Raw genomic sequence first — 17,587 nt, 5'->3', positions numbered from 1 at the left:
GTACCCGCCATGTCGGCGACCAAAATCCTCTGGGGCCAACTCATCACCGTCTGCCTCATCGTGGTGATGACGACGTGGGCGGCGACGCAATGGACGGCTTACCGGCTCGGCTTCCAACCTCAGCTCGGGCAGCCTTGGTTCGAGCTCGCCGGATGGCCTATCTACTATCCGCCGGCCTTCTTCTGGTGGTGGTACTTCTACGATAGCTACGCGCCGCCGATCTTCGTGGAAGGCGCCTATATCGCCGCCTCTGGCGGTTTCATCGCCATCGCCGTGGCCATAGGCATGTCGGTCTGGAGGGCGCGTGAGGCCAAGAATGTCGAGACCTATGGCTCCGCTCGCTGGGCTCGGGCCGATGAAGTGAAAGCCGCGGGCCTACTTGGACCCGACGGCGTCGTACTCGGCAGGCATGATCGCGACTATCTCCGCCACGACGGCCCCGAGCATGTGCTGTGCTTTGCTCCGACACGGTCCGGCAAGGGTGTCGGCCTGGTCGTGCCCTCGCTGCTGACCTGGCCGGGCTCCGCCATCGTTCACGATATCAAGGGGGAGAACTGGACGCTGACGGCAGGTTTCCGGTCCCGGCACGGTCGCGTGCTGCTGTTCGATCCGACAAATGCGAAGTCGGCCGCCTACAATCCGCTGCTGGAAGTTCGAAAGGGTGAATGGGAAGTTCGGGACGTCCAGAACATCGCGGACATCCTCGTCGATCCCGAAGGATCGCTGGAAAAGCGAAATCACTGGGAGAAGACCAGCCACGCGCTGCTGGTCGGCGCCATCCTTCATGTCCTCTATGCCGAGGCCGACAAGACCTTGGCGGGCGTCGCCGCCTTCCTCTCCGATCCCAAGCGCCCGATCGAATCGACACTCGCCGCGATGATGAAGACCGCCCATCTCGGTGACGCCGGACCTCATCCCGTCATCGCGTCTGCTGCCCGCGAGCTGCTGAACAAGTCCGACAACGAACGCTCCGGCGTGCTGTCGACCGCCATGTCGTTCCTTGGCCTGTATCGCGATCCGGTCGTCGCCGAAGTCACGCGCCGCTGCGACTGGCGCATTACCGATATCGTCGGCGGCAAGCATCCGACGACGCTCTACCTCGTGGTGCCGCCTTCCGACATCAACCGCACCAAGCCGCTGATCCGCCTGATCCTCAATCAGGTCGGGCGTCGTCTCACGGAAGACCTCCAGGCCAAGGGCAACCGGCATCGCCTGCTGCTCATGCTCGACGAGTTTCCAGCGCTCGGCCGGCTCGACTTCTTCGAGAGCGCGCTCGCCTTCATGGCCGGCTACGGGCTGAAAGCCTTCCTGATCGCGCAATCGCTGAACCAGATCGAAAAAGCCTATGGCCCGAACAATTCGATCCTCGACAACTGCCACGTCCGCGTCAGCTTCGCGACCAATGACGAACGCACCGCCAAGCGGGTTTCCGATGCGCTTGGCACCGCGACGGAGATGAAAGCCATGCGGAACTATGCCGGTCACAGGCTCTCGCCTTGGCTGGGCCATCTGATGGTGTCGCGGTCCGAGACGGCGCGGCAGTTGCTGACGCCCGGCGAAATCATGCAACTTCCGCCGTCCGACGAGATCGTCATGGTCGCCGGCATCCCGCCGATCCGGGCCAAGAAAGCCCGCTACTACGAGGATCGCCGCCTTCAGGAACGCATACTGACGCCGCCCACCTTGACCAAGCCAAAGACCGGAGAGGCCGACGACTGGAGCAAGCTCGAGCTGCCACAGGTGCCGATATTGACCGTGCCGATCGCGGCCGAAGCGGCTGCGGACGAAGATCCGACGGAATCCGAACGCCGGCATCAGCCCGAATTGAGCCGGACCAGGACCATCGAACGCAAGGACGTCATTGAGAACGAGTTCGAGATCGACCCTCGCGACGATATCGAAGAGGACGCCGCTCGGCTCAGCCGCGCGACCCAGACCATGCGTCAGGTCGCTCGCCAAGCCTCGCTCGATCCAGGCGATGGCATCGAGCTGTAGGAGATATCATGGTGAAGGCTCCCAAGAAGCAGCGGCTTTCCGTCTATCTTGATCCCGATGTCATGAAGGCGCTCACCGCCCATGCTGCGCGCCGCGATCAATCTCTATCGCTGATCGCCGAGGCTGGCATTGCCTCCTTCCTGTCGCCCGATGCCGCCGAGCGACAGGAAGCCGCCACCACGAAGCGGCTCGACCAGCTCGACCGCCGCATGGCGCGCATGGAGCGCGACCTCGGGATTTCGGTCGAAACGCTGGCCGTCTTTGTCCGCTTCTGGCTGACGACCAATCCGCCGCTGCCAGAACCCGCGCAGGTCGCCGCGCGCGCCAAGGCGGGTGAACGGTATGAGGCTTTCGTGACCGCACTCGGCCGCCGACTCGCACAAGGGCCGAAGCTTCGGCAAGAAATCTCCGAAGACCTCGCGCCCGCGCACGACGCGGAATAGGCACTGGTTCCAGCGATCGCAAGTCGAGGCCGATCCCGCCGATCGTCAGTATTCATACGCCATAGCACTACTACGCCCACGATACTGTTGCGGAAGCCCGAAAACTGGCTCCCTTAATCATCCCCGATCCAGGGCCGCCCTTCGCGGACCCGCAAGAGAACGGGGACGACGTGGCGGCAACTCACCAGAAATCAGAGGCGATCCTTCGTGGTGCGCGCATGTTGCGCACAGCCCTCGGGTCCGCAATCGCCCGGTTTCTGGAAGACCCCGCGATCGTCGAGGTGATGCTCAACCCCGATGGGCGGCTCTGGGTCGACCGGCTATCAGAGGGGCTCTCCGATACGGGTGAGCGACTATCGCCAGCGGATGGTGAGCGCATCATTCGTCTGGTCGCTCATCATGTCGGCGCCGAGGTTCATCCAGGCGCTCCGCGTGTCTCGGCCGAGCTGCCCGAAACGGGAGAGCGGTTCGAGGGGCTGCTGCCTCCCGTCGTGTCCGCGCCGGCTTTCGCGATCCGCAAGCCCGCCGTCGCCGTCTTCACGCTCGACGATTACGTCGCCGCCGGGATCATGGTGGCAGCTCAGGCCGAGACGCTGCGCCAGGCGGTTGCCGATCGCCGCAACATCCTCGTCGCCGGCGGCACCTCGACCGGCAAGACGACGCTCACCAATGCGCTGCTCGCTGAGGTCTCGAAAACCTCGGATCGCGTCGTGCTGATCGAGGATACGCGCGAGCTGCAATGCGCAGCGCCCAATCTGGTCGCGATGCGGACGAAAGACGGCGTCGCCTCTCTCTCGGATCTCGTGCGCTCCTCGCTTCGCCTGCGTCCTGATCGCATCCCGATCGGCGAGGTCCGCGGCTCCGAAGCCCTCGACCTGTTGAAGGCCTGGGGCACCGGCCACCCCGGCGGCGTCGGAACCATCCACGCCGGCACCGCCATCGGCGCGTTGCGCCGCATGGAACAGCTCATCCAGGAGGCTGTCGTCACGGTTCCGCGCGCCCTGATCGCCGAGACGATCGATCTGGTCGCCGTCCTTTCCGGCCGCGGCGCGTCGCGTCGCCTGGCCGAACTCGCTCGCGTCGAAGGCCACGGCCCCGACGGCGACTACCGCGTCACCCCCGCAACCCAGCCCCTCACAGGAGACCCGTCATGATCCAGCATGCAATGCGCTTTCGCCGCCATATCGCAACGGCGGTGTCCGTCACCTTCTTCACGCTCGCGCTGGCGCCGGCCGCCCATGCCTCCGGCTCGTCGATGCCCTGGGAAGCGCCGCTCCAGTCAATCCTCGAATCGATCGAGGGGCCTGTCGCCAAGATCATTGCCGTGATGATCATCATCATCACCGGCCTGACGCTCGCCTTCGGCGACACGTCAGGCGGCGCCCGGCGCCTCATCCAGATCGTGTTCGGCCTGTCGATCGCATTCGCCGCGTCCAGCTTCTTCCTGTCGTTCTTCTCGTTCGGCGGCGGGGCGCTTGTCTGATGACGGACGGCGCGGATCATGGTGGCGAACTGCCGGGCTTCTCCGTTCCGGTCCACCGGGCGCTGACCGAGCACATCCTGCTCGGCGGCGCCCCGCGTTCGCTCGCCATCCTCAACGGCACACTGGCGGCCGCGCTCGGTCTCGGCCTCCGCCTCTGGCTGGTGGGTCTCGCCCTTTGGGCGGTGGGGCACTTCGCGGCCGTCTGGGCAGCGAAGCGCGATCCGCAGTTCGTCGACGTCGTGCGCAAGCATCTGCGCATCCCCAGCCACCTGTCGGTCTGAGGAGCGACACCGATGATGAACCTTGCCGAATATCGCAATCGTAACACCCGGCTCGCCGACTTCCTTCCCTGGGTCGCGCTGGTCGGCGAAGGCGTCGTGCTAAACAAGGACGGCAGCCTACAACGCACCGCCCGCTTTCGCGGACCCGACCTCGACAGCGCCGTATCGGCCGAGCTGGTCGCGGTCGCCGGCCGCCTAAACAACGCCTTTCGCCGCCTCGGCTCCGGCTGGGCCATCTTCGTCGAGGCACAGCGGCACGGCGCTGCGACCTATCCGGCCAGCATGTTCGCCGACAGCGCCTCGGCGCTGGTCGACGCCGAACGCAAGGCCGATTTCGAGGAAGCCGGCGCGCATTTCGAGTCCAGCTACTTCCTCACCTTTCTCTATCTGCCCCCGGCCGAGGATGCGGCGCGCGCCGAAACCTGGCTCTACGAGGGCCGCGAACATACCGGCGTTGACGCACATGAGATCGTGCGCGGCTTCGCCGATCGCACCGATCGCATCCTCAACCTCATCGACGCTTTCATGCCGGAATGCGCATGGCTCGATGATTCCCAGACGCTGACCTACCTCCATTCGACCGTCTCGACGAAATGGCATCGCGTCCGTGTTCCCGAGACGCCGATGTATCTCGACGCGCTGCTGGCCGATCAGCCGCTCACCGGCGGCCTCGAGCCCCGGCTTGGCAATGCCCATCTGCGCATCCTCACCGTCGTCGGCTTCCCGACCGCGACCACGCCCGGCATTCTCGATGAGCTGAACCGGCTGGCCTTTCCCTACCGCTGGTCGACGCGCGCCGTACTGCTCGACAAGACCGACGCCACCAAGCTGCTGACCAAGATCCGGCGACAATGGTTCGCCAAGCGCAAGTCGATCGCCGCCATCCTCAAGGAGGTGATGACCAACGAGGCCTCGGCGCTGGTCGACACCGACGCAGCCAACAAGGCGGCTGACGCCGACATGGCGTTGCAGGAATTGGGTGCGGACTATGCCGGCCAGGCCTATGTCACCGCGACGATCACCGTCTGGGACGATGATCCCCGCATCGCTGCCGAGAAGCTTCGGCTGGTCGAAAAGGTCATCCAGGGCCGCGACTTCACCGCGATGTCCGAGACCATCAACGCGGTGGATGCCTGGCTCGGAAGCTTGCCGGGGCATGTCTATGCCAATGTCCGGCAACCTCCCATCAGCACATTGAATCTCGCCCACATGATCCCGCTGTCGGCGGTGTGGGCGGGACCGGAACGGGACGAGCATTTCGCAGCACCCCCACTGCTGTTCGGCAAAACCGAAGGCTCGACCCCGTTCCGGCTTTCCATTCACGTCGGCGATGTCGGTCATACCCTGATCGTCGGGCCTACCGGCGCGGGCAAGTCGGTGTTGCTGGCGCTCATGGCGCTGCAATTCCGCCGCTACCCCGCGAGCCAGGTCTTCGCCTTCGATTTCGGCGGATCGATCCGTGCCGCCGCGCTCGCCATGCGTGGCGATTGGCACGATCTCGGCGGCGGCCTGACCGAAGGCGCCGAGGACAGCGTGTCGCTTCAGCCGCTGTCGCGCATCGACGACGTCGCCGAGCGCGCATGGGCGTCCGACTGGCTGATCGCGATCCTGGGCCGCGAGAGCGTGCCCGTCACGCCCGAGGTGAAGGAACACCTCTGGTCCGCGCTTTCTTCATTGGCTTCCGCACCGATCAGCGAGCGAACCCTGACGGGTCTGTCCGTCTTGCTCCAATCCAACGACCTGAAACAGGCGCTGCGCCCTTATTGCGTCGGCGGTCCCTACGGCAGGCTGCTCGACGCCGAGACCGAACATCTCGGCGAAGCCTCCGTTCAGGCCTTCGAGACCGAAGGCTTGATCGGGACCGGGGCGGCCGCCGCCGTGCTCGCCTATCTCTTCCATCGCATCGAGGACCGCCTCGACGGTCGGCCGACGCTGCTGATCGTCGATGAAGGCTGGCTCGCGCTCGACGATGAGGGCTTCGCCGGCCAGCTTCGTGAATGGCTGAAGACGCTGCGCAAGAAGAACGCGAGCGTCATCTTCGCCACCCAGTCGCTCTCCGACATCGACGGTTCGGCAATCGCACCCGCCATCATCGAGAGCTGCCAGACGCGCATCCTCTTACCCAACGAACGTGCGATCGAGCCGCAGATCACCGCCATCTATCGCCGCTTCGGCCTCAACGACCGTCAGATCGAGATCCTCGCGCGGGCGATGCCCAAACGCGACTATTACTGCCAGTCGCGCCGAGGAAATCGCCTGTTCGAGCTGGGTCTGTCAGACGTGGCGTTGGCGCTTTGCGCCGCCTCTTCAAAGCAGCACCAGGCACTGATCGCTGACGTCCACGCCCGCAGCGGCACGGACGGATTCCTCGCAGCGTGGCTTGCTGAAAACCGGCTCGCCTGGGCCGCCGATCTCATCGCCGACCTTACCAACGTCACCCCCCAAACCAATCCGGAGGCACACCCATGACCAGTTCCGTTCGCACCCGCTCGCGCGCACTGCGCATGACCGCCGCGCTCTTCGCCGCGTCTGTTTCCAGCATTCTGTTCGTGGCGACGCCAGCGCACGCGCAGTTCGGTCGGATCGTCTATGACCCCACCAACTATGCGCAGAATCTTCTGACCGCCACGCGGTCGCTCCAGCAGATCAACAACCAGATCACCTCGCTTCAGAACGAGGCGACCTCGCTGATCAACCAGGCCCGCAACCTCACGAGCCTGCCGTTTTCGTCTCTCCAGCAGCTCCAGCAGTCCGTCCAACGCACCCAGCAGCTTTTGGGTGAAGCACAGCGCATTGCCTACAATGTGCAGAACATCGACCAGGCGTTTCGCACGACCTACGGCAACGCCTCGATGTCCGCCTCGGATCAGCAGCTCGTCACCGATGCACGCGAGCGCTGGCAGAATACCGTCGGTGGCCTTCAGGATGCGATGCGTGTCCAAGCCGGCGTCGTTGGCAACATCGACACGAACCGCACCCAGATGTCGGCGCTGGTCGGCCAGAGTCAGGGCGCCACCGGCGCGCTTCAGGCGACGCAGGCCGGCAATCAGCTCCTCGCCTTGCAGGCACAGCAGCTTGCCGATCTCACCGCGGTCGTCGCCGCCAACGGCCGCGCGCAGAGCCTGTCCGAGGCGGAACGCTCGGCGGCAGCAGAGCAAGGACGCGAGCAGCGCCGCCGCTTCCTGACGCCGGGCAGCGGCTATCAACCCGGCAACGCCCGCATGTTCCCGAATGGCAACTGAGGGCACGGTGATGGATGGGAAGATGCTCGCCCGGCTGGGTGCTGTCGTGTTCGTCGCGGTCGCGATCACCGCAACCGCGATCGAAATGACCCGGAAAGAGGAAGCGCCGGAGGCATGGCCGTCCGGCCGCGCCACGCAGGCGCAGGCCGATCCTCTTCGGGACGAGCTGGTCCGCTGCCAGACGCTCGGCGAGGCCGGCCCCCGCGACACCGCCTGCCTTCGTGCATGGGCGGAGAACCGCAACCGCTTCCTCGCGCCCGGCTCGCGACCCGCCGAGCGATTGCCGGAGATGCCACCAGCCCCACGAAACGACGTCACTCCCCAACCGGGCCGCATCGATCAGCCGGCCTTGGAGCCCGCCGCACCGATCGCGCCGCCGCAGCTCGACGAGGCGAGATAGCATCATGGGCGGCACCGGCGTCATCGACCACTTCCTCGAGGTCTTCACCCGCTACATCGACAGCGGCTTTGGGCTGCTCAGCGGCGAAGTCGCCTTCATCGCTACGACGCTGATCGTCATAGACGTGACGCTCGCGGCGCTGTTCTGGAGCTGGGGCGCCGACGACGACATCATCGCCCGCCTGGTGAAGAAGACGCTCTTCGTCGGCGTCTTCGCCTACATCATCGGCAACTGGAACAACCTGGCCCGCATCATCTTCGAGAGCTTCGCCGGTCTCGGCCTGCGGGCCAGCGGCACCAGCTTCTCGACCGCCGACCTCATGCGCCCCGGCAGGGTCGCGCAGACCGGCCTCGATGCCGGTCGACCGCTGCTCGATTCAATCTCCAGCCTGATGGGCTACTGGTCCTTCTTTGAAAACTTCATCCAGATCGCCTGCATGTTCCTTGCCTGGGCGTTGGTGCTGCTTGCCTTCTTCATCCTCGCCATCCAGCTCTTCGTCACACTCATCGAATTCAAGCTGACGACGCTCGCCGGCTTCGTCCTGATCCCGTTCGGCCTGTTCGGCAAATCTGCCTTCATGGCTGAGCGCGTGCTTGGCAACGTCATTTCCTCGGGCATCAAGGTGCTCGTGCTGGCCGTCATCATCGGCATCGGCTCGACACTCTTCTCCGAGTTCACCTCCGGTTTCGGCGGTGCAACCCCCACCATCGACGAGGCCATGGCGATCGTGCTCGCCGCGCTGTCGCTGCTCGGTCTCGGTATTTTCGGTCCCGGCATCGCCAGCGGTCTCGTCTCCGGCGGCCCGCAGCTCAGCGCCGGTGCTGCCGTCGGTACGGGCCTGGCCGCAGGAGGCATGGTCGCCGCCGGCGTCGGCGCCGTTGGCGCTGCCGCATCCGGTGGTGCTGCACTGGCCGGTGGTGCAGCGGCTGCCGCTCGCGGCGGCGCGGCTATCGCCGGTGGGGCGTCCACCGCCTACAGCCTCGGCGCAGCCGGTCAATCCGGCGCCGCTGGCGTCGCATCAGGGCTCGGCGGCGTTGCCCGCGCTGGCGGCAGCGCCGCCGTCTCTCCGCTTCGTCGCGCCGCATCGCGTGCCGCCGAAAGCATGCAGTCCAGCTTCGACGCCGGGGGAAAAGCCGCGTTCGAGGCGACTGGCGGCACTTCCACCATGGGCTCGATCGGCGGTGACTCCGCCGGCGACGGCGCCAGTCCGGCCGGTCCCGCAAATGCTGGCGGGCCGCCCGCCTGGGCGCAACGGATGCGCCGCTCCCAGCGCATGACCCATGCCGTTCAGGCCACCGCGCATGCCGTCCGATCCGGTGACGCTCACGGCGGCGGCTCCTCCGTCAATCTATCCGAAGGTGATCGCTGATGTTCAAAAGACCCTCCACCCACTACGGCAAGGCACCCGAGCCCGAGACGCCGTATCAGCGCGCCGCCCAGGTCTGGGACGAGCGTATAGGCGCCTCGCGCGTCCAGGCGCGCAACTGGCGGCTCATGGCCTTCGGTTCACTCATCCTGTCGGCCGGGTTCGCCACCGCGCTCGTGGTGCAATCGGCGCGGGGAACGATCGTGCCATGGGTGGTGCAGGTCGATCGCCTTGGACAGGCTCAGGCCGTTGCGCCTGCCGAGGCGGACTATCGTCCGACCGATCCGCAGATCGCTTTCCATCTGGCGCGCTTCATCGAGCAGGTCCGCAGTATTCCCGCCGACGCCATCATCGTCCGCCAGAACTGGCTGCGCGCATACGATTTCACGACCGATCGTGGCGCCATGTCCCTGAACGACTATGCCCGCGCGAACGACCCGTTCGCAAAAGTCGGCCGGCAGCAGATCGCCATCGATGTCTCAAGCGTCATCCGCGCCTCGCCCGACAGTTTCCGCGTCGCCTGGGTCGAACGCCGCTACGAGAACGGGCAGCTCGCCGACACCACGCGCTGGACCGCGATCCTGACGATCGTCGTTCAGATTCCACGCAATGCCGATCGGCTGCGGGCGAACCCGCTCGGCATCTACGTCAACGCCATCAACTGGTCACGGGAGCTTGGGCAATGAAGCCGTCTTTCCGTAAAGCCGGAAACCCGGCTTCACACATACTCCTATTCCCGGCTCTACGCAGAGCCGCAATCCCCATGGTCCTGCTGGCGACGACAACGCTCGCCGGCTGCGCGACCACCAATCCGCCGCCGGAGATTTCCTATGACAACGCAGCGCCGGCCGTGCGGACCGTCGATCCGCCTGCGCCCGTTACCGTGGTCGAACTGCCGCGCCCGCTGCCGCTGCCTGGCCAGTTGCAACGTGTTGAAACGACGCGCCGCGCTCCCGAGCCCGCCAATCCGACCGCTCGCGTCAACCAGGCCAACGAGGCAGCCCGTGTCCAGCCGGTGCGAGACGGTTTCATCAATTCGATGCAGGTCTATCCCTGGACGCAAGGGGCGCTGTATCAGGTCTATACCGCCGTCGGGCAGATTACCGACATCGCGCTGCAACCCGGCGAACAGCTCGTCGGCGCAGGCCCCGTGGCAGCCGGCGACACGGTGCGCTGGATCATCGGCGATACCGAAAGCGGATCGGGCGCAACGCGCCAGATCCACATCCTCGTAAAGCCCACGCGCGCCGAACTGATGACCAACCTCGTCATCAACACCAACATGCGCACCTATCACATGGAACTGCGCTCCACCGAGCGCACCTACATGGCGTCGGTCTCCTGGCAGTATCCGCAGGATCAGCTCATCGCCCTGCGTCGCCAGAACGCCGAGGCCCAAGCCGCCCAGCCGGTGGCGAGTGGCGTCGATCTCGCCAACGTCAACTTCCGCTATGCAATCGAAGGCGACCGCGCACCCTGGCGGCCCCTGCGCGCCTTCGACGACGGCCGCCAGGTCTTCATCGAATTCCCGCGCGGTATCGGACAGGGTGAGATGCCGCCGCTCTTCGTCGTCGGTCCCGAGGGCAACACCTCCGAACTGGTGAATTACCGCGTTCGCGGACACCACATGATTGTCGACCGGCTGTTTGCTGCGGCCGAACTGCGCTTCGGTTCCGGCGATCGCCAGAGGCGCGTTCGCATCACGCGCACTGATGGGAGGCCGGCGTCGTGAGCGAACCCGATCCCCGGAATGAGGAAGTGCCGGATGATGAGACGCAGCCGCTGACCGGCGAGCCGGTCGGGCCTGCGCCCATGCGCCTACGTGCCGAGCCGCCGCGCGTCACCCGGTTGTCGCGGAAGGTTCTCGCCGGCGTGGGCCTGGTGGCCAGCGTCGGGCTGGGTGGCGCGCTCATCTACGCGCTCCAGACCCGCGATGGCGGTCGGTCGAACGAGGAACTCTATTCCACAGAGAACCGCTCGACCGCCGATGGCCTTGCCGGGCTGCCACGAGACTATAGCGGCGTTCCGCAACTCGGCCCTCCGCTGCCCGGCGATCTCGGACGACCGATACTCAGCAATCAAGATCGCGGCCGGCCGGTGCCCACACCGGGCGTCGCCACGCCCAATCCCGGTATCAGTCCGGAGGAGCAGCGCCGGCTTCAGGAGATCGAGACCGCCCGTACCAGCCGCCTTTTCTCGGGCTCAGAAAGCAGGGGCGCACCCGCCGCGGCGGGAGCTGCCGCGGCGCTCCCGCCCGCGCCAGACCTGGCAAGTCTCGGGCTAGCACCGCAGCCAGCTACGCCATCGGCGCAGGACCGCCAGAGCGCATTCCTCAACGCGGCAGCCGATCGCAGGACAGTGGCGCCCGATCGCGTCGCAGCGCCGGCATCGCCCAACATTCTCCAGGCCGGCGCAGTGATTTCGGCAGCGTTGATCACCGGAATCCGTTCAGATCTGCCGGGTCAGATCACAGCACAGGTCACGGAAAACATCTATGACAGCCCGACCGGCCGCATCCTGCTGGTGCCCCAAGGTACGCGCGTCATTGGCCAATATGACAACAATGTGCAGTTCGGTCAGAGCCGCGTGCTGTTGGTCTGGAACCGGCTGATCTTTCCGAATGGACGCTCCATCGTGCTCGAGCGTCAGCCAGGTGCTGACGCCGAGGGCTACGCCGGCTTGCAGGATGGCGTCGACTACCATTGGTGGGATCTCGCCAAGGCGGCCGGCCTATCGACGCTGCTCAGCGTCGGTGCCGAGCTCGCCGCCAATGATGACGACCGTTTGATCCAGGCAATCCGCAATGGCGGTCAGGATACAATCAACGATGCCGGCCAGCAGATTGTGCGCAGGCAGTTGAACATCGCGCCCACACTGACGATCCGCCCCGGATTTCCGGTGCGTGTGATCGTGACGCGCGACCTGATCCTCGAACCCTATGGAGGCTGAAATGGCCAAGCTCAAGCTCGGTGTGATTGCCGAGGAAAAGCCAGTGCGAGTGACGATCGAACTTCCCGCGACTGTTCATCGCGATCTGGTCGCCTACGCCGAAGCGCTTGCTCAACAGACCGGTCAAGGGGTCGCCGAACCATCGAAATTAATCGTTCCCATGGTCGAACGCTTCATGGCGTCCGACCGGGGATTTACTCGTGCACGGCGCGCGAACTGAGGAAAGCTGAGGGCTCGCCCGTAGTCTGAGCCCACTCCATCAGGGCAAGAAAGATTGGCTTGAGTGCGAGCGCGCGTGGAGTCAGCTCGTAGTCCACGCGCGGTGGAATCTCAGCGTAAGCAGTCCGCGTGACGAGTTGGTCTGCCTCAAGCGCGCGAAGCTGCGCGGTGAGCATGTGCTGCGTAACGCCGGGCAACGCACGCCGGAGCTCTCCAAAGCGACGCGCGCCGGGAAGAAGCACCCACAATATCTCGATCTTCCACTTGCCGATGATCGTGCCGACCGCGTGCCGGAATTCCTCAAGTTCGGCAGGCGTCGGCGCACAGACTTGAGCGTCGCAGGCATCAATTTGGTCAGTCTGGTTTTTCATCCTACTTGCCCAGATCGATATTACAGTTGATTTTCATACTATGGAAAAGAGCGACATCACAGACAAAAAGACGATCGTGGTCCTCGGCGCCACAGGCCAGCAAGGTGGCGGCGTTGCGCGCTCACTGTTGGCTACCAACCGCTGGAGCCTGCGGACCATCTCTCGCGATCCGGACTCGCCAGCAGCCGCAGGACTTCTCCGGCAAGGGATCGATGTTCGCGCTGGAAACCTGGACCAACCTTCCTCACTTCGAGAAGCTTTCGAAAGCGCCTACGGGGTCTATTCGGTCCAGGGAACCGAAGGAGGCGCAGAAGCAGAGGTGCGACGCGGCATCGCAGTGGCTGACGCTGCCAAAGAGGCAGGCGTCGCGCATTTTATCTACGCTTCAGTCGGCGGGGCCGACCGCGCCTCATCGGTCCCACACTTTGAGAGCAAGTGGCGGATCGAGGAGCATGTCCGAAGCATTGGCCTCCCCGCGACAATCGTCCGGCCGACATTCTTCATGGACAACTTCGCACGCACGGTGCCCCGCTGGGTCCTGATCGCGCTGATGCGGAGTTACGTGCCAGATGCGAAGCCGCTGCAGATGATCGCGGTCGATGACATTGGAGAGTGGGCGGCCCGCGCATTTGCTGCGCCGGAGAGCTTCATTGGTCGTGCAGAGGAGATCGCCGGCGATGAACTGACGCGGAAGGAGATCGTCGCTGCCCTCCGTGCAGAGGGCTATAGCGCTGCGCTTCCCTTTCCTATTCCGCGGTTCGCCCTAGGAGTGATACCTGTCGACATTCGCAGAATGTTCGAGTGGTTTTCGCAGGCTGGCTATAGAGCTGACCTTGCTCAGCTCCGCATCGATCAGCCAGGCCTGATGACCTTTAGGGCGTGGGTCTCCGACTACCGTGAAGCGTCGAGCGCGTCCTGACCCCGTCGCCCCGTTACTCTTGAAGGATCACTCCTTGATTGGGCCGCTGTGCTTCAATGTCGGCAGCGTTAAGCTCGACCCAGTCAGCCAAGGCCCTAACATTGACGGCTGCTTCGCGTCCAAGGGCCGAAAGGCTGTACTCTACGTGCGGCGGGATCACGTCCAACGCCCTCCGGACGACGATACCGTCCGCCTCCAGCACCTGCAGGGTCTGTGCAAGCATTCTCTCGCTCACATCACCAATCGCGCGACGGAGTTGCCCGAAACGCATCGTGTCTCGCAACAGAACCAAGAGGATAAGCGTGCCCCACCTGCTCGTTACGTGCTGCAGGATATCGCGAGACGCGCAGTGGGGATCGAGTAGATCTCCTCGTTCGAGCTTTTCGGTGACACTCGATGATGCGGCCACGGTTTCCTTCATGCGCAGTCTCCAATCACAGCTTTCGACGAGGAATCGTCGAAAACTCGACACTAACAAAAATGTACGTACTTTACGATCAGTTCGTGTCGTTCTTACATCATCCTAGCCTGAGAGGGCAGCCCGGGATGCCTCTGCGGTTGGAGGCATAAAAACCGGCAATTCAAAATGCTAGGAGTTGAAAGAATGTCGTCTGGAACAGAAAAGAACGAAACAGATCACGCCCTGTCGATTGTGCAGGGGTTCTTCGATACAATCGATGCCACGCCGGAGGGGTATTGGCGGTGCTTCGAAATCTATTTCGATAGTTCCTCAGTCTGGGAAACTATTGGCCTTGGAACGACGGTGGGCCAAGAAGAGGCAATCGCATTCGCGAAGGGATTTCCGGTGAAATTCGAGCGCATGCGGATCGAGGATCTTGTGCTGACCGGCGCTGGAAACCGAGTCCACGCGGAGCGGCTCGATCATTTTTGCGCCGCAGACGGGACCATCGTGCTTACCGTGCGGGCAAGCGGTGTGTTTGAAATCGAAGGCACGACGATCGCCAAGTATCGCGACTACTTCGACACCGCGGGGGCGAACGCTGCCATCCAGAAGCTGGCAGCCTGAGTCCGCCTGGCTGCTCGCCGGAGACGAATTCGGATCGCGATCTCGGTTGATCGCGATCCTCACCAGCCGATCCGCTCGGGCCGGCGCTGCGCTTCGGTCCGCAGCGTTGTCCGGACGGTGTTAGAGTAGTATTGGTTGGACTACAAAGTAGAGGCAGAGATCATCGCAATGACGCCACAACCCGAACCGCCGCGCGCTCCCGAGATCTTGCTGACCAGCAATGGTAGAGGCTGGAATGGTCTCGCAGCGGACTTCCTATTGTTCCCGAGCGGCGTGGCGGACGTGGCAGGCAGTGATATGCATAGCCTTGGAATGCACTACGGCCCGCCGGTAAATGCGTATTGCCGCTGCGGGGGACGAAAGATGCATCGGCTCCAGAAGCCCGGCGATATTGATATCGTGCCCGCTGGTGTCGGTGGGACCTGGGAGGATGAGGCAGACGCTCGCATCCTGAGCCTGCGCATATTTCCTTGGCTGCTCAATCAGGTGGCGGAGGAGCTGGAACGCGATCCAAGCACGATCGAACTGCTGCCGCAGTTCCAAGTCAGGGACGCACGCATTGAAGGCATAGCCTGGGCGATAAAGGCGGATCTTGAAGCGGATACGCCTTCAGATCCGCTCTATATAGAGCTTCTGGCAAATGCACTTGCCGTTCGGCTGATCGAAATCGGCAGCGGGAGCGCGGAGAATGCCGCCAACGGGAACGCTCCGAAGCTGTCGGCGAGGCAACTGAAACTGCTCACGGATTTCATAGAGAGCAATTTGGATCAAAAGCTCCACCTTGCGGACTTGGCTGCCGTAGCAGGAGTCGGCGTCACTCGACTTAAAACACTCTTCCGCAACAGCACGGGCGCTCCGGTGCATCAGTATGTTATCCGCCGCCGCGTCGAGTACGCACGGGCGATGATGGAGACGTCGTCGATACCGGCAAGCGAGATCGCCCTCGCTGCAGGTTTCGCTCATCAGAGTCACATGACATCGACGATGCGCCGCGTTCTCGGCCAGACACCAAGCGAGATCGCGCGTCAGTCGAGTGATTTTCGACCAAAACTGCAAACCACCGCCTGATTGTGAGCGCGTGGGGAAGATAACTGATCTACACCGATAGGCGTCGTTGATCGCTCAATCTTATACCCAAAGGACTTGAAAATGACGCTCTCGCTCATCTCCGCTGTTTCTGAAACAATGCTGCCGATCTGGTCGATTATCCCGTTCTGGTGATCTCAACGATCTGAAGGTCTGCGATTTTAGCTTCCGCCTCGGCCACGCTGCCGGGGCATTTTCTTGCGCGGAGACAACGCCCAGGTACGATTTGCGACCGAACATGCAAATGGGCGTCTGAATCTGAGCGACGCCGGGCATGCAGCTCCATACTCCTTGCACTGTCAACAGCAAGGAAATGGATCGTGTTCCCCTCCAAACAAGCAATTGAAATCAACGGTCTCGTGCCGTCGAACCATCGCTGGAAAGCTTTGGTCAACGCATGAGTGACAAGATACTTGTTCTCGGCGCCACGGGTAACGTCGGTAGGCCGACTGTTCGCGCGCTAATCTCCAAAGGCGTCACGGTAAAAGCCGCATCGCGCATCGGTGATTCAGTCGATGGTGCCGAAGGCGTTAAGTTTGAATATGGCGATCCGAATACGTTCGGCCCGGCACTCGACGGCGTCGATCGCGTGTTCGTTCTCCTTCCGGCTGGATCGGTCGATCCACTCTCTCTCGCCCTTCCGTTCATCGAGGCTGCGATAGCTCGCAAAGTCAAAGTTGTGTTCCACAGCGTGTTCGGCGTGGAAGCTGACGAGACGAACCCTTACCGGGTGATCGAGACCACCTTGGAGCAATCCGGGAATTCTTTTGTCATCCTGCGGCCGAATTGGTTCGCGGACAACTTCCATGCTTCGTGGAAGGACGCGATCAAGTTTGGCCAAATCGCCGTGCCCGCGGACGACGGCAAGTCGTCATTCATCGACGCTCGCGACATCGCGCTTGCCGCCGCTACCGTACTGACAAGCAGCGTCTTTGACGGTCAGTCCTTCAATCTGACCGGCCCGGAGGCGCTGTCATATAGCGATGCTGCGGCGATTTTGTCGGACGTCCTCGGCCGAACCATTACCTACACGCCGGTCGACGACGCAACCTTCATCGATCTTCTGATCAATGCCGGGGTCTCGGAGGATTACGCCGAGTTTCTGGCGACCATCTATTACCCGGTTCGCGAGGGCTGGACTGAGGTCGTGACCAGTGATGTGGAACGCATCACCGGAAGGCCTCCCCATTCATTCCGTAGCTACGCGCAAGATCACAGAGCCGAGTTCGCGGCCTGACGGTGATGTTCGCCCCGAAACGAGGATCAGCCCTCTGGTTCGTCTGAAATCTTAGAGGAAGAGGCTGGTTCTTGGAGGGTGGAATGTCCATGAAAGAAAGGAGTTAGTGAAATGTCCTCACAAACTGGAGAAGGCGTAGCCGAGTCGGCGGAGGTCGCGCTGGTCAGGGAATTCTTTGACGCAACGGTTGCGACACCCGATGGCTTCTGGAAGTCGTTCGCGGCCTATTTCAACGCGGATACGCTTTGGGAAAATGTGGGTGTCGCGCAGACGATCGGTCCCGAGGAAGCGGAAAATTTCGCAAAGGCGTTTCCGATCAAGTTCGACCACATGCGGATCGATGGCCTGGTTTTGTCGGGCACCGGCACTCGGGTCTATGCCGAACGGTTCGACCACTTCTGCAGAAGCGACGGCACCATCATCGCAACGATCCGCGCGCTGGGCGTGCTAGAGATCGAAGGCGGCAAGATCGTTCGCTGGCGCGACTACTTCGACACGGCCGGCTTCATGACCGTCGTAGGCGAGCAAAGCCAGCATTAAACCGGGCTACCACGCCACACCCAATCCAA

Annotated in this window: 20 protein-coding genes; 18 read left to right on the top strand and 2 right to left on the bottom strand. The window is 63.4% G+C overall.

Going from position 1 to position 17,587, the window contains the following annotated elements; genetic code table 11:
* Window positions 1-9: 9 nt before the first annotated feature.
* From RHEC894_RS09190 to RHEC894_RS09130, 13 genes are all read left to right on the top strand, one after another.
* Window positions 10-1,995, top strand: coding sequence for a conjugal transfer protein TraG (locus tag RHEC894_RS09190; protein WP_085737032.1), 1,986 nt, complete (start codon window positions 10-12; stop codon window positions 1,993-1,995).
* An 8-nt stretch (window positions 1,996-2,003) separates the two neighbouring features.
* The gene (locus RHEC894_RS09185; protein WP_010069303.1) at window positions 2,004-2,438 is read left to right on the top strand and encodes a ribbon-helix-helix protein, CopG family; all 435 of its coding nucleotides are present in this window, start codon (window positions 2,004-2,006) and stop codon (window positions 2,436-2,438) included.
* A 170-nt stretch (window positions 2,439-2,608) separates the two neighbouring features.
* Window positions 2,609-3,592 (top strand): P-type conjugative transfer ATPase TrbB, encoded by a 984-nt coding sequence (gene trbB, locus RHEC894_RS09180; RefSeq protein WP_085737031.1) that lies wholly within the window; start codon window positions 2,609-2,611, stop codon window positions 3,590-3,592.
* Window positions 3,589-3,921 carry a TrbC/VirB2 family protein gene (locus RHEC894_RS09175; RefSeq protein ID WP_085737030.1) on the top strand — a complete coding sequence of 111 codons (333 nt, stop codon included), beginning with the start codon at window positions 3,589-3,591 and terminating at the stop codon, window positions 3,919-3,921. The genes trbB and RHEC894_RS09175 overlap by 4 nt, the downstream gene beginning before the upstream one ends.
* Window positions 3,921-4,202 (top strand): VirB3 family type IV secretion system protein, encoded by a 282-nt coding sequence (locus RHEC894_RS09170; RefSeq protein WP_085737029.1) that lies wholly within the window; start codon window positions 3,921-3,923, stop codon window positions 4,200-4,202. The genes RHEC894_RS09175 and RHEC894_RS09170 overlap by 1 nt, the downstream gene beginning before the upstream one ends.
* A gap of 12 nt (window positions 4,203-4,214) precedes the next feature.
* The gene (gene trbE, locus RHEC894_RS09165; RefSeq protein WP_085737028.1) at window positions 4,215-6,671 is read left to right on the top strand and encodes a conjugal transfer protein TrbE; all 2,457 of its coding nucleotides are present in this window, start codon (window positions 4,215-4,217) and stop codon (window positions 6,669-6,671) included.
* A complete protein-coding gene (gene trbJ / locus RHEC894_RS09160) occupies window positions 6,668-7,444 on the top strand; it encodes a P-type conjugative transfer protein TrbJ (RefSeq protein ID WP_085737027.1) in 777 nt (258 codons plus the stop codon). The genes trbE and trbJ overlap by 4 nt, the downstream gene beginning before the upstream one ends.
* A gap of 10 nt (window positions 7,445-7,454) precedes the next feature.
* The gene (gene trbK-alt / locus RHEC894_RS09155; RefSeq protein WP_085737026.1) at window positions 7,455-7,844 is read left to right on the top strand and encodes a putative entry exclusion protein TrbK-alt; all 390 of its coding nucleotides are present in this window, start codon (window positions 7,455-7,457) and stop codon (window positions 7,842-7,844) included.
* Between the two features lie 4 nt (window positions 7,845-7,848).
* Complete coding sequence (trbL, locus tag RHEC894_RS09150) at window positions 7,849-9,213, top strand: P-type conjugative transfer protein TrbL (RefSeq protein WP_085737025.1); 1,365 nt, start codon at window positions 7,849-7,851, stop codon at window positions 9,211-9,213.
* Window positions 9,213-9,896 carry a conjugal transfer protein TrbF gene (gene trbF, locus RHEC894_RS09145; protein ID WP_085737024.1) on the top strand — a complete coding sequence of 228 codons (684 nt, stop codon included), beginning with the start codon at window positions 9,213-9,215 and terminating at the stop codon, window positions 9,894-9,896. The genes trbL and trbF overlap by 1 nt, the downstream gene beginning before the upstream one ends.
* Complete coding sequence (gene trbG / locus RHEC894_RS09140; protein WP_085737023.1) at window positions 9,893-10,942, top strand: P-type conjugative transfer protein TrbG; 1,050 nt, start codon at window positions 9,893-9,895, stop codon at window positions 10,940-10,942. Before trbF ends, trbG begins: the two co-directional genes overlap by 4 nt.
* Complete coding sequence (locus RHEC894_RS09135) at window positions 10,939-12,159, top strand: TrbI/VirB10 family protein (protein ID WP_010069281.1); 1,221 nt, start codon at window positions 10,939-10,941, stop codon at window positions 12,157-12,159. Before trbG ends, RHEC894_RS09135 begins: the two co-directional genes overlap by 4 nt.
* Before the next feature lies 1 nt (window position 12,160).
* A complete protein-coding gene (locus tag RHEC894_RS09130) occupies window positions 12,161-12,379 on the top strand; it encodes a DUF2274 domain-containing protein (RefSeq protein WP_010069280.1) in 219 nt (72 codons plus the stop codon).
* Here the strand turns inward: RHEC894_RS09130 and RHEC894_RS09125 are convergent.
* Complete coding sequence (locus tag RHEC894_RS09125) at window positions 12,354-12,749, bottom strand: helix-turn-helix domain-containing protein (RefSeq protein ID WP_010069279.1); 396 nt, start codon at window positions 12,747-12,749, stop codon at window positions 12,354-12,356. The two genes, RHEC894_RS09130 and RHEC894_RS09125, sit on opposite strands and share 26 nt — an antisense overlap.
* A gap of 40 nt (window positions 12,750-12,789) precedes the next feature.
* On the opposite strand from RHEC894_RS09125, the gene RHEC894_RS09120 reads away from it, so the two are divergent.
* Window positions 12,790-13,668, top strand: a complete 879-nt coding sequence (locus RHEC894_RS09120) for an NmrA/HSCARG family protein (RefSeq protein ID WP_085737022.1) — start codon at window positions 12,790-12,792, stop codon at window positions 13,666-13,668.
* A gap of 13 nt (window positions 13,669-13,681) precedes the next feature.
* Here RHEC894_RS09120 and RHEC894_RS09115 read toward each other — a convergent pair whose 3' ends face one another.
* Window positions 13,682-14,089 carry a helix-turn-helix domain-containing protein gene (locus RHEC894_RS09115; RefSeq protein WP_085737021.1) on the bottom strand — a complete coding sequence of 136 codons (408 nt, stop codon included), beginning with the start codon at window positions 14,087-14,089 and terminating at the stop codon, window positions 13,682-13,684.
* Window positions 14,090-14,254: 165 nt separating this feature from the next.
* Here RHEC894_RS09115 and RHEC894_RS09110 point away from each other — a divergent pair, with 165 nt between their 5' ends.
* The 4 genes from RHEC894_RS09110 to RHEC894_RS09095 all read left to right on the top strand — a co-directional run bounded on the left by RHEC894_RS09110 (window position 14,255) and on the right by RHEC894_RS09095 (window position 17,558).
* The gene (locus RHEC894_RS09110) at window positions 14,255-14,695 is read left to right on the top strand and encodes a limonene-1,2-epoxide hydrolase family protein (protein ID WP_085737020.1); all 441 of its coding nucleotides are present in this window, start codon (window positions 14,255-14,257) and stop codon (window positions 14,693-14,695) included.
* Between the two features lie 168 nt (window positions 14,696-14,863).
* The gene (locus tag RHEC894_RS09105; protein ID WP_085738914.1) at window positions 14,864-15,763 is read left to right on the top strand and encodes an AraC family transcriptional regulator; all 900 of its coding nucleotides are present in this window, start codon (window positions 14,864-14,866) and stop codon (window positions 15,761-15,763) included.
* 415 nt (window positions 15,764-16,178) lie between these two features.
* Entirely contained in the window at window positions 16,179-17,018 is an 840-nt protein-coding gene (locus RHEC894_RS09100) for an SDR family oxidoreductase (RefSeq protein ID WP_085737019.1), read from the top strand.
* A gap of 111 nt (window positions 17,019-17,129) precedes the next feature.
* The gene (locus RHEC894_RS09095) at window positions 17,130-17,558 is read left to right on the top strand and encodes a limonene-1,2-epoxide hydrolase family protein (RefSeq protein ID WP_085737018.1); all 429 of its coding nucleotides are present in this window, start codon (window positions 17,130-17,132) and stop codon (window positions 17,556-17,558) included.
* Window positions 17,559-17,587 lie beyond the last annotated feature (29 nt).

This window comes from Rhizobium sp. CIAT894, from assembly GCF_000172795.2.
In the GTDB taxonomy this organism is placed as follows: domain Bacteria; phylum Pseudomonadota; class Alphaproteobacteria; order Rhizobiales; family Rhizobiaceae; genus Rhizobium.
Note: the sequence above shows the minus strand (reverse complement) of the source record. Positions and strands in the feature narration are given on the sequence as shown.

Excerpts from the sequence above, each read along its gene's own strand:
- RHEC894_RS09190 (WP_085737032.1), top strand. The coding sequence starts at position 10 with ATGTCGGCGACCAAAATCCTCTGGGGCCAACTCATCACCGTCTGCCTC.
- RHEC894_RS09185 (WP_010069303.1), top strand. The coding sequence starts at position 2,004 with ATGGTGAAGGCTCCCAAGAAGCAGCGGCTTTCCGTCTATCTTGATCCC.
- RHEC894_RS09175 (WP_085737030.1), top strand. The coding sequence starts at position 3,589 with ATGATCCAGCATGCAATGCGCTTTCGCCGCCATATCGCAACGGCGGTG.
- RHEC894_RS09170 (WP_085737029.1), top strand. The coding sequence starts at position 3,921 with ATGACGGACGGCGCGGATCATGGTGGCGAACTGCCGGGCTTCTCCGTT.
- trbE (WP_085737028.1), top strand. The coding sequence starts at position 4,215 with ATGATGAACCTTGCCGAATATCGCAATCGTAACACCCGGCTCGCCGAC.
- trbJ (WP_085737027.1), top strand. The coding sequence starts at position 6,668 with ATGACCAGTTCCGTTCGCACCCGCTCGCGCGCACTGCGCATGACCGCC.
- trbK-alt (WP_085737026.1), top strand. The coding sequence starts at position 7,455 with ATGGATGGGAAGATGCTCGCCCGGCTGGGTGCTGTCGTGTTCGTCGCG.
- trbL (WP_085737025.1), top strand. The coding sequence starts at position 7,849 with ATGGGCGGCACCGGCGTCATCGACCACTTCCTCGAGGTCTTCACCCGC.
- trbF (WP_085737024.1), top strand. The coding sequence starts at position 9,213 with ATGTTCAAAAGACCCTCCACCCACTACGGCAAGGCACCCGAGCCCGAG.
- trbG (WP_085737023.1), top strand. The coding sequence starts at position 9,893 with ATGAAGCCGTCTTTCCGTAAAGCCGGAAACCCGGCTTCACACATACTC.
- RHEC894_RS09130 (WP_010069280.1), top strand. The coding sequence starts at position 12,161 with ATGGCCAAGCTCAAGCTCGGTGTGATTGCCGAGGAAAAGCCAGTGCGA.
- RHEC894_RS09125 (WP_010069279.1), bottom strand. The coding sequence starts at position 12,749 with ATGAAAAACCAGACTGACCAAATTGATGCCTGCGACGCTCAAGTCTGT.
- RHEC894_RS09120 (WP_085737022.1), top strand. The coding sequence starts at position 12,790 with ATGGAAAAGAGCGACATCACAGACAAAAAGACGATCGTGGTCCTCGGC.
- RHEC894_RS09115 (WP_085737021.1), bottom strand. The coding sequence starts at position 14,089 with ATGAAGGAAACCGTGGCCGCATCATCGAGTGTCACCGAAAAGCTCGAA.
- RHEC894_RS09110 (WP_085737020.1), top strand. The coding sequence starts at position 14,255 with ATGCTAGGAGTTGAAAGAATGTCGTCTGGAACAGAAAAGAACGAAACA.
- RHEC894_RS09105 (WP_085738914.1), top strand. The coding sequence starts at position 14,864 with ATGACGCCACAACCCGAACCGCCGCGCGCTCCCGAGATCTTGCTGACC.
- RHEC894_RS09100 (WP_085737019.1), top strand. The coding sequence starts at position 16,179 with ATGAGTGACAAGATACTTGTTCTCGGCGCCACGGGTAACGTCGGTAGG.
- RHEC894_RS09095 (WP_085737018.1), top strand. The coding sequence starts at position 17,130 with ATGTCCTCACAAACTGGAGAAGGCGTAGCCGAGTCGGCGGAGGTCGCG.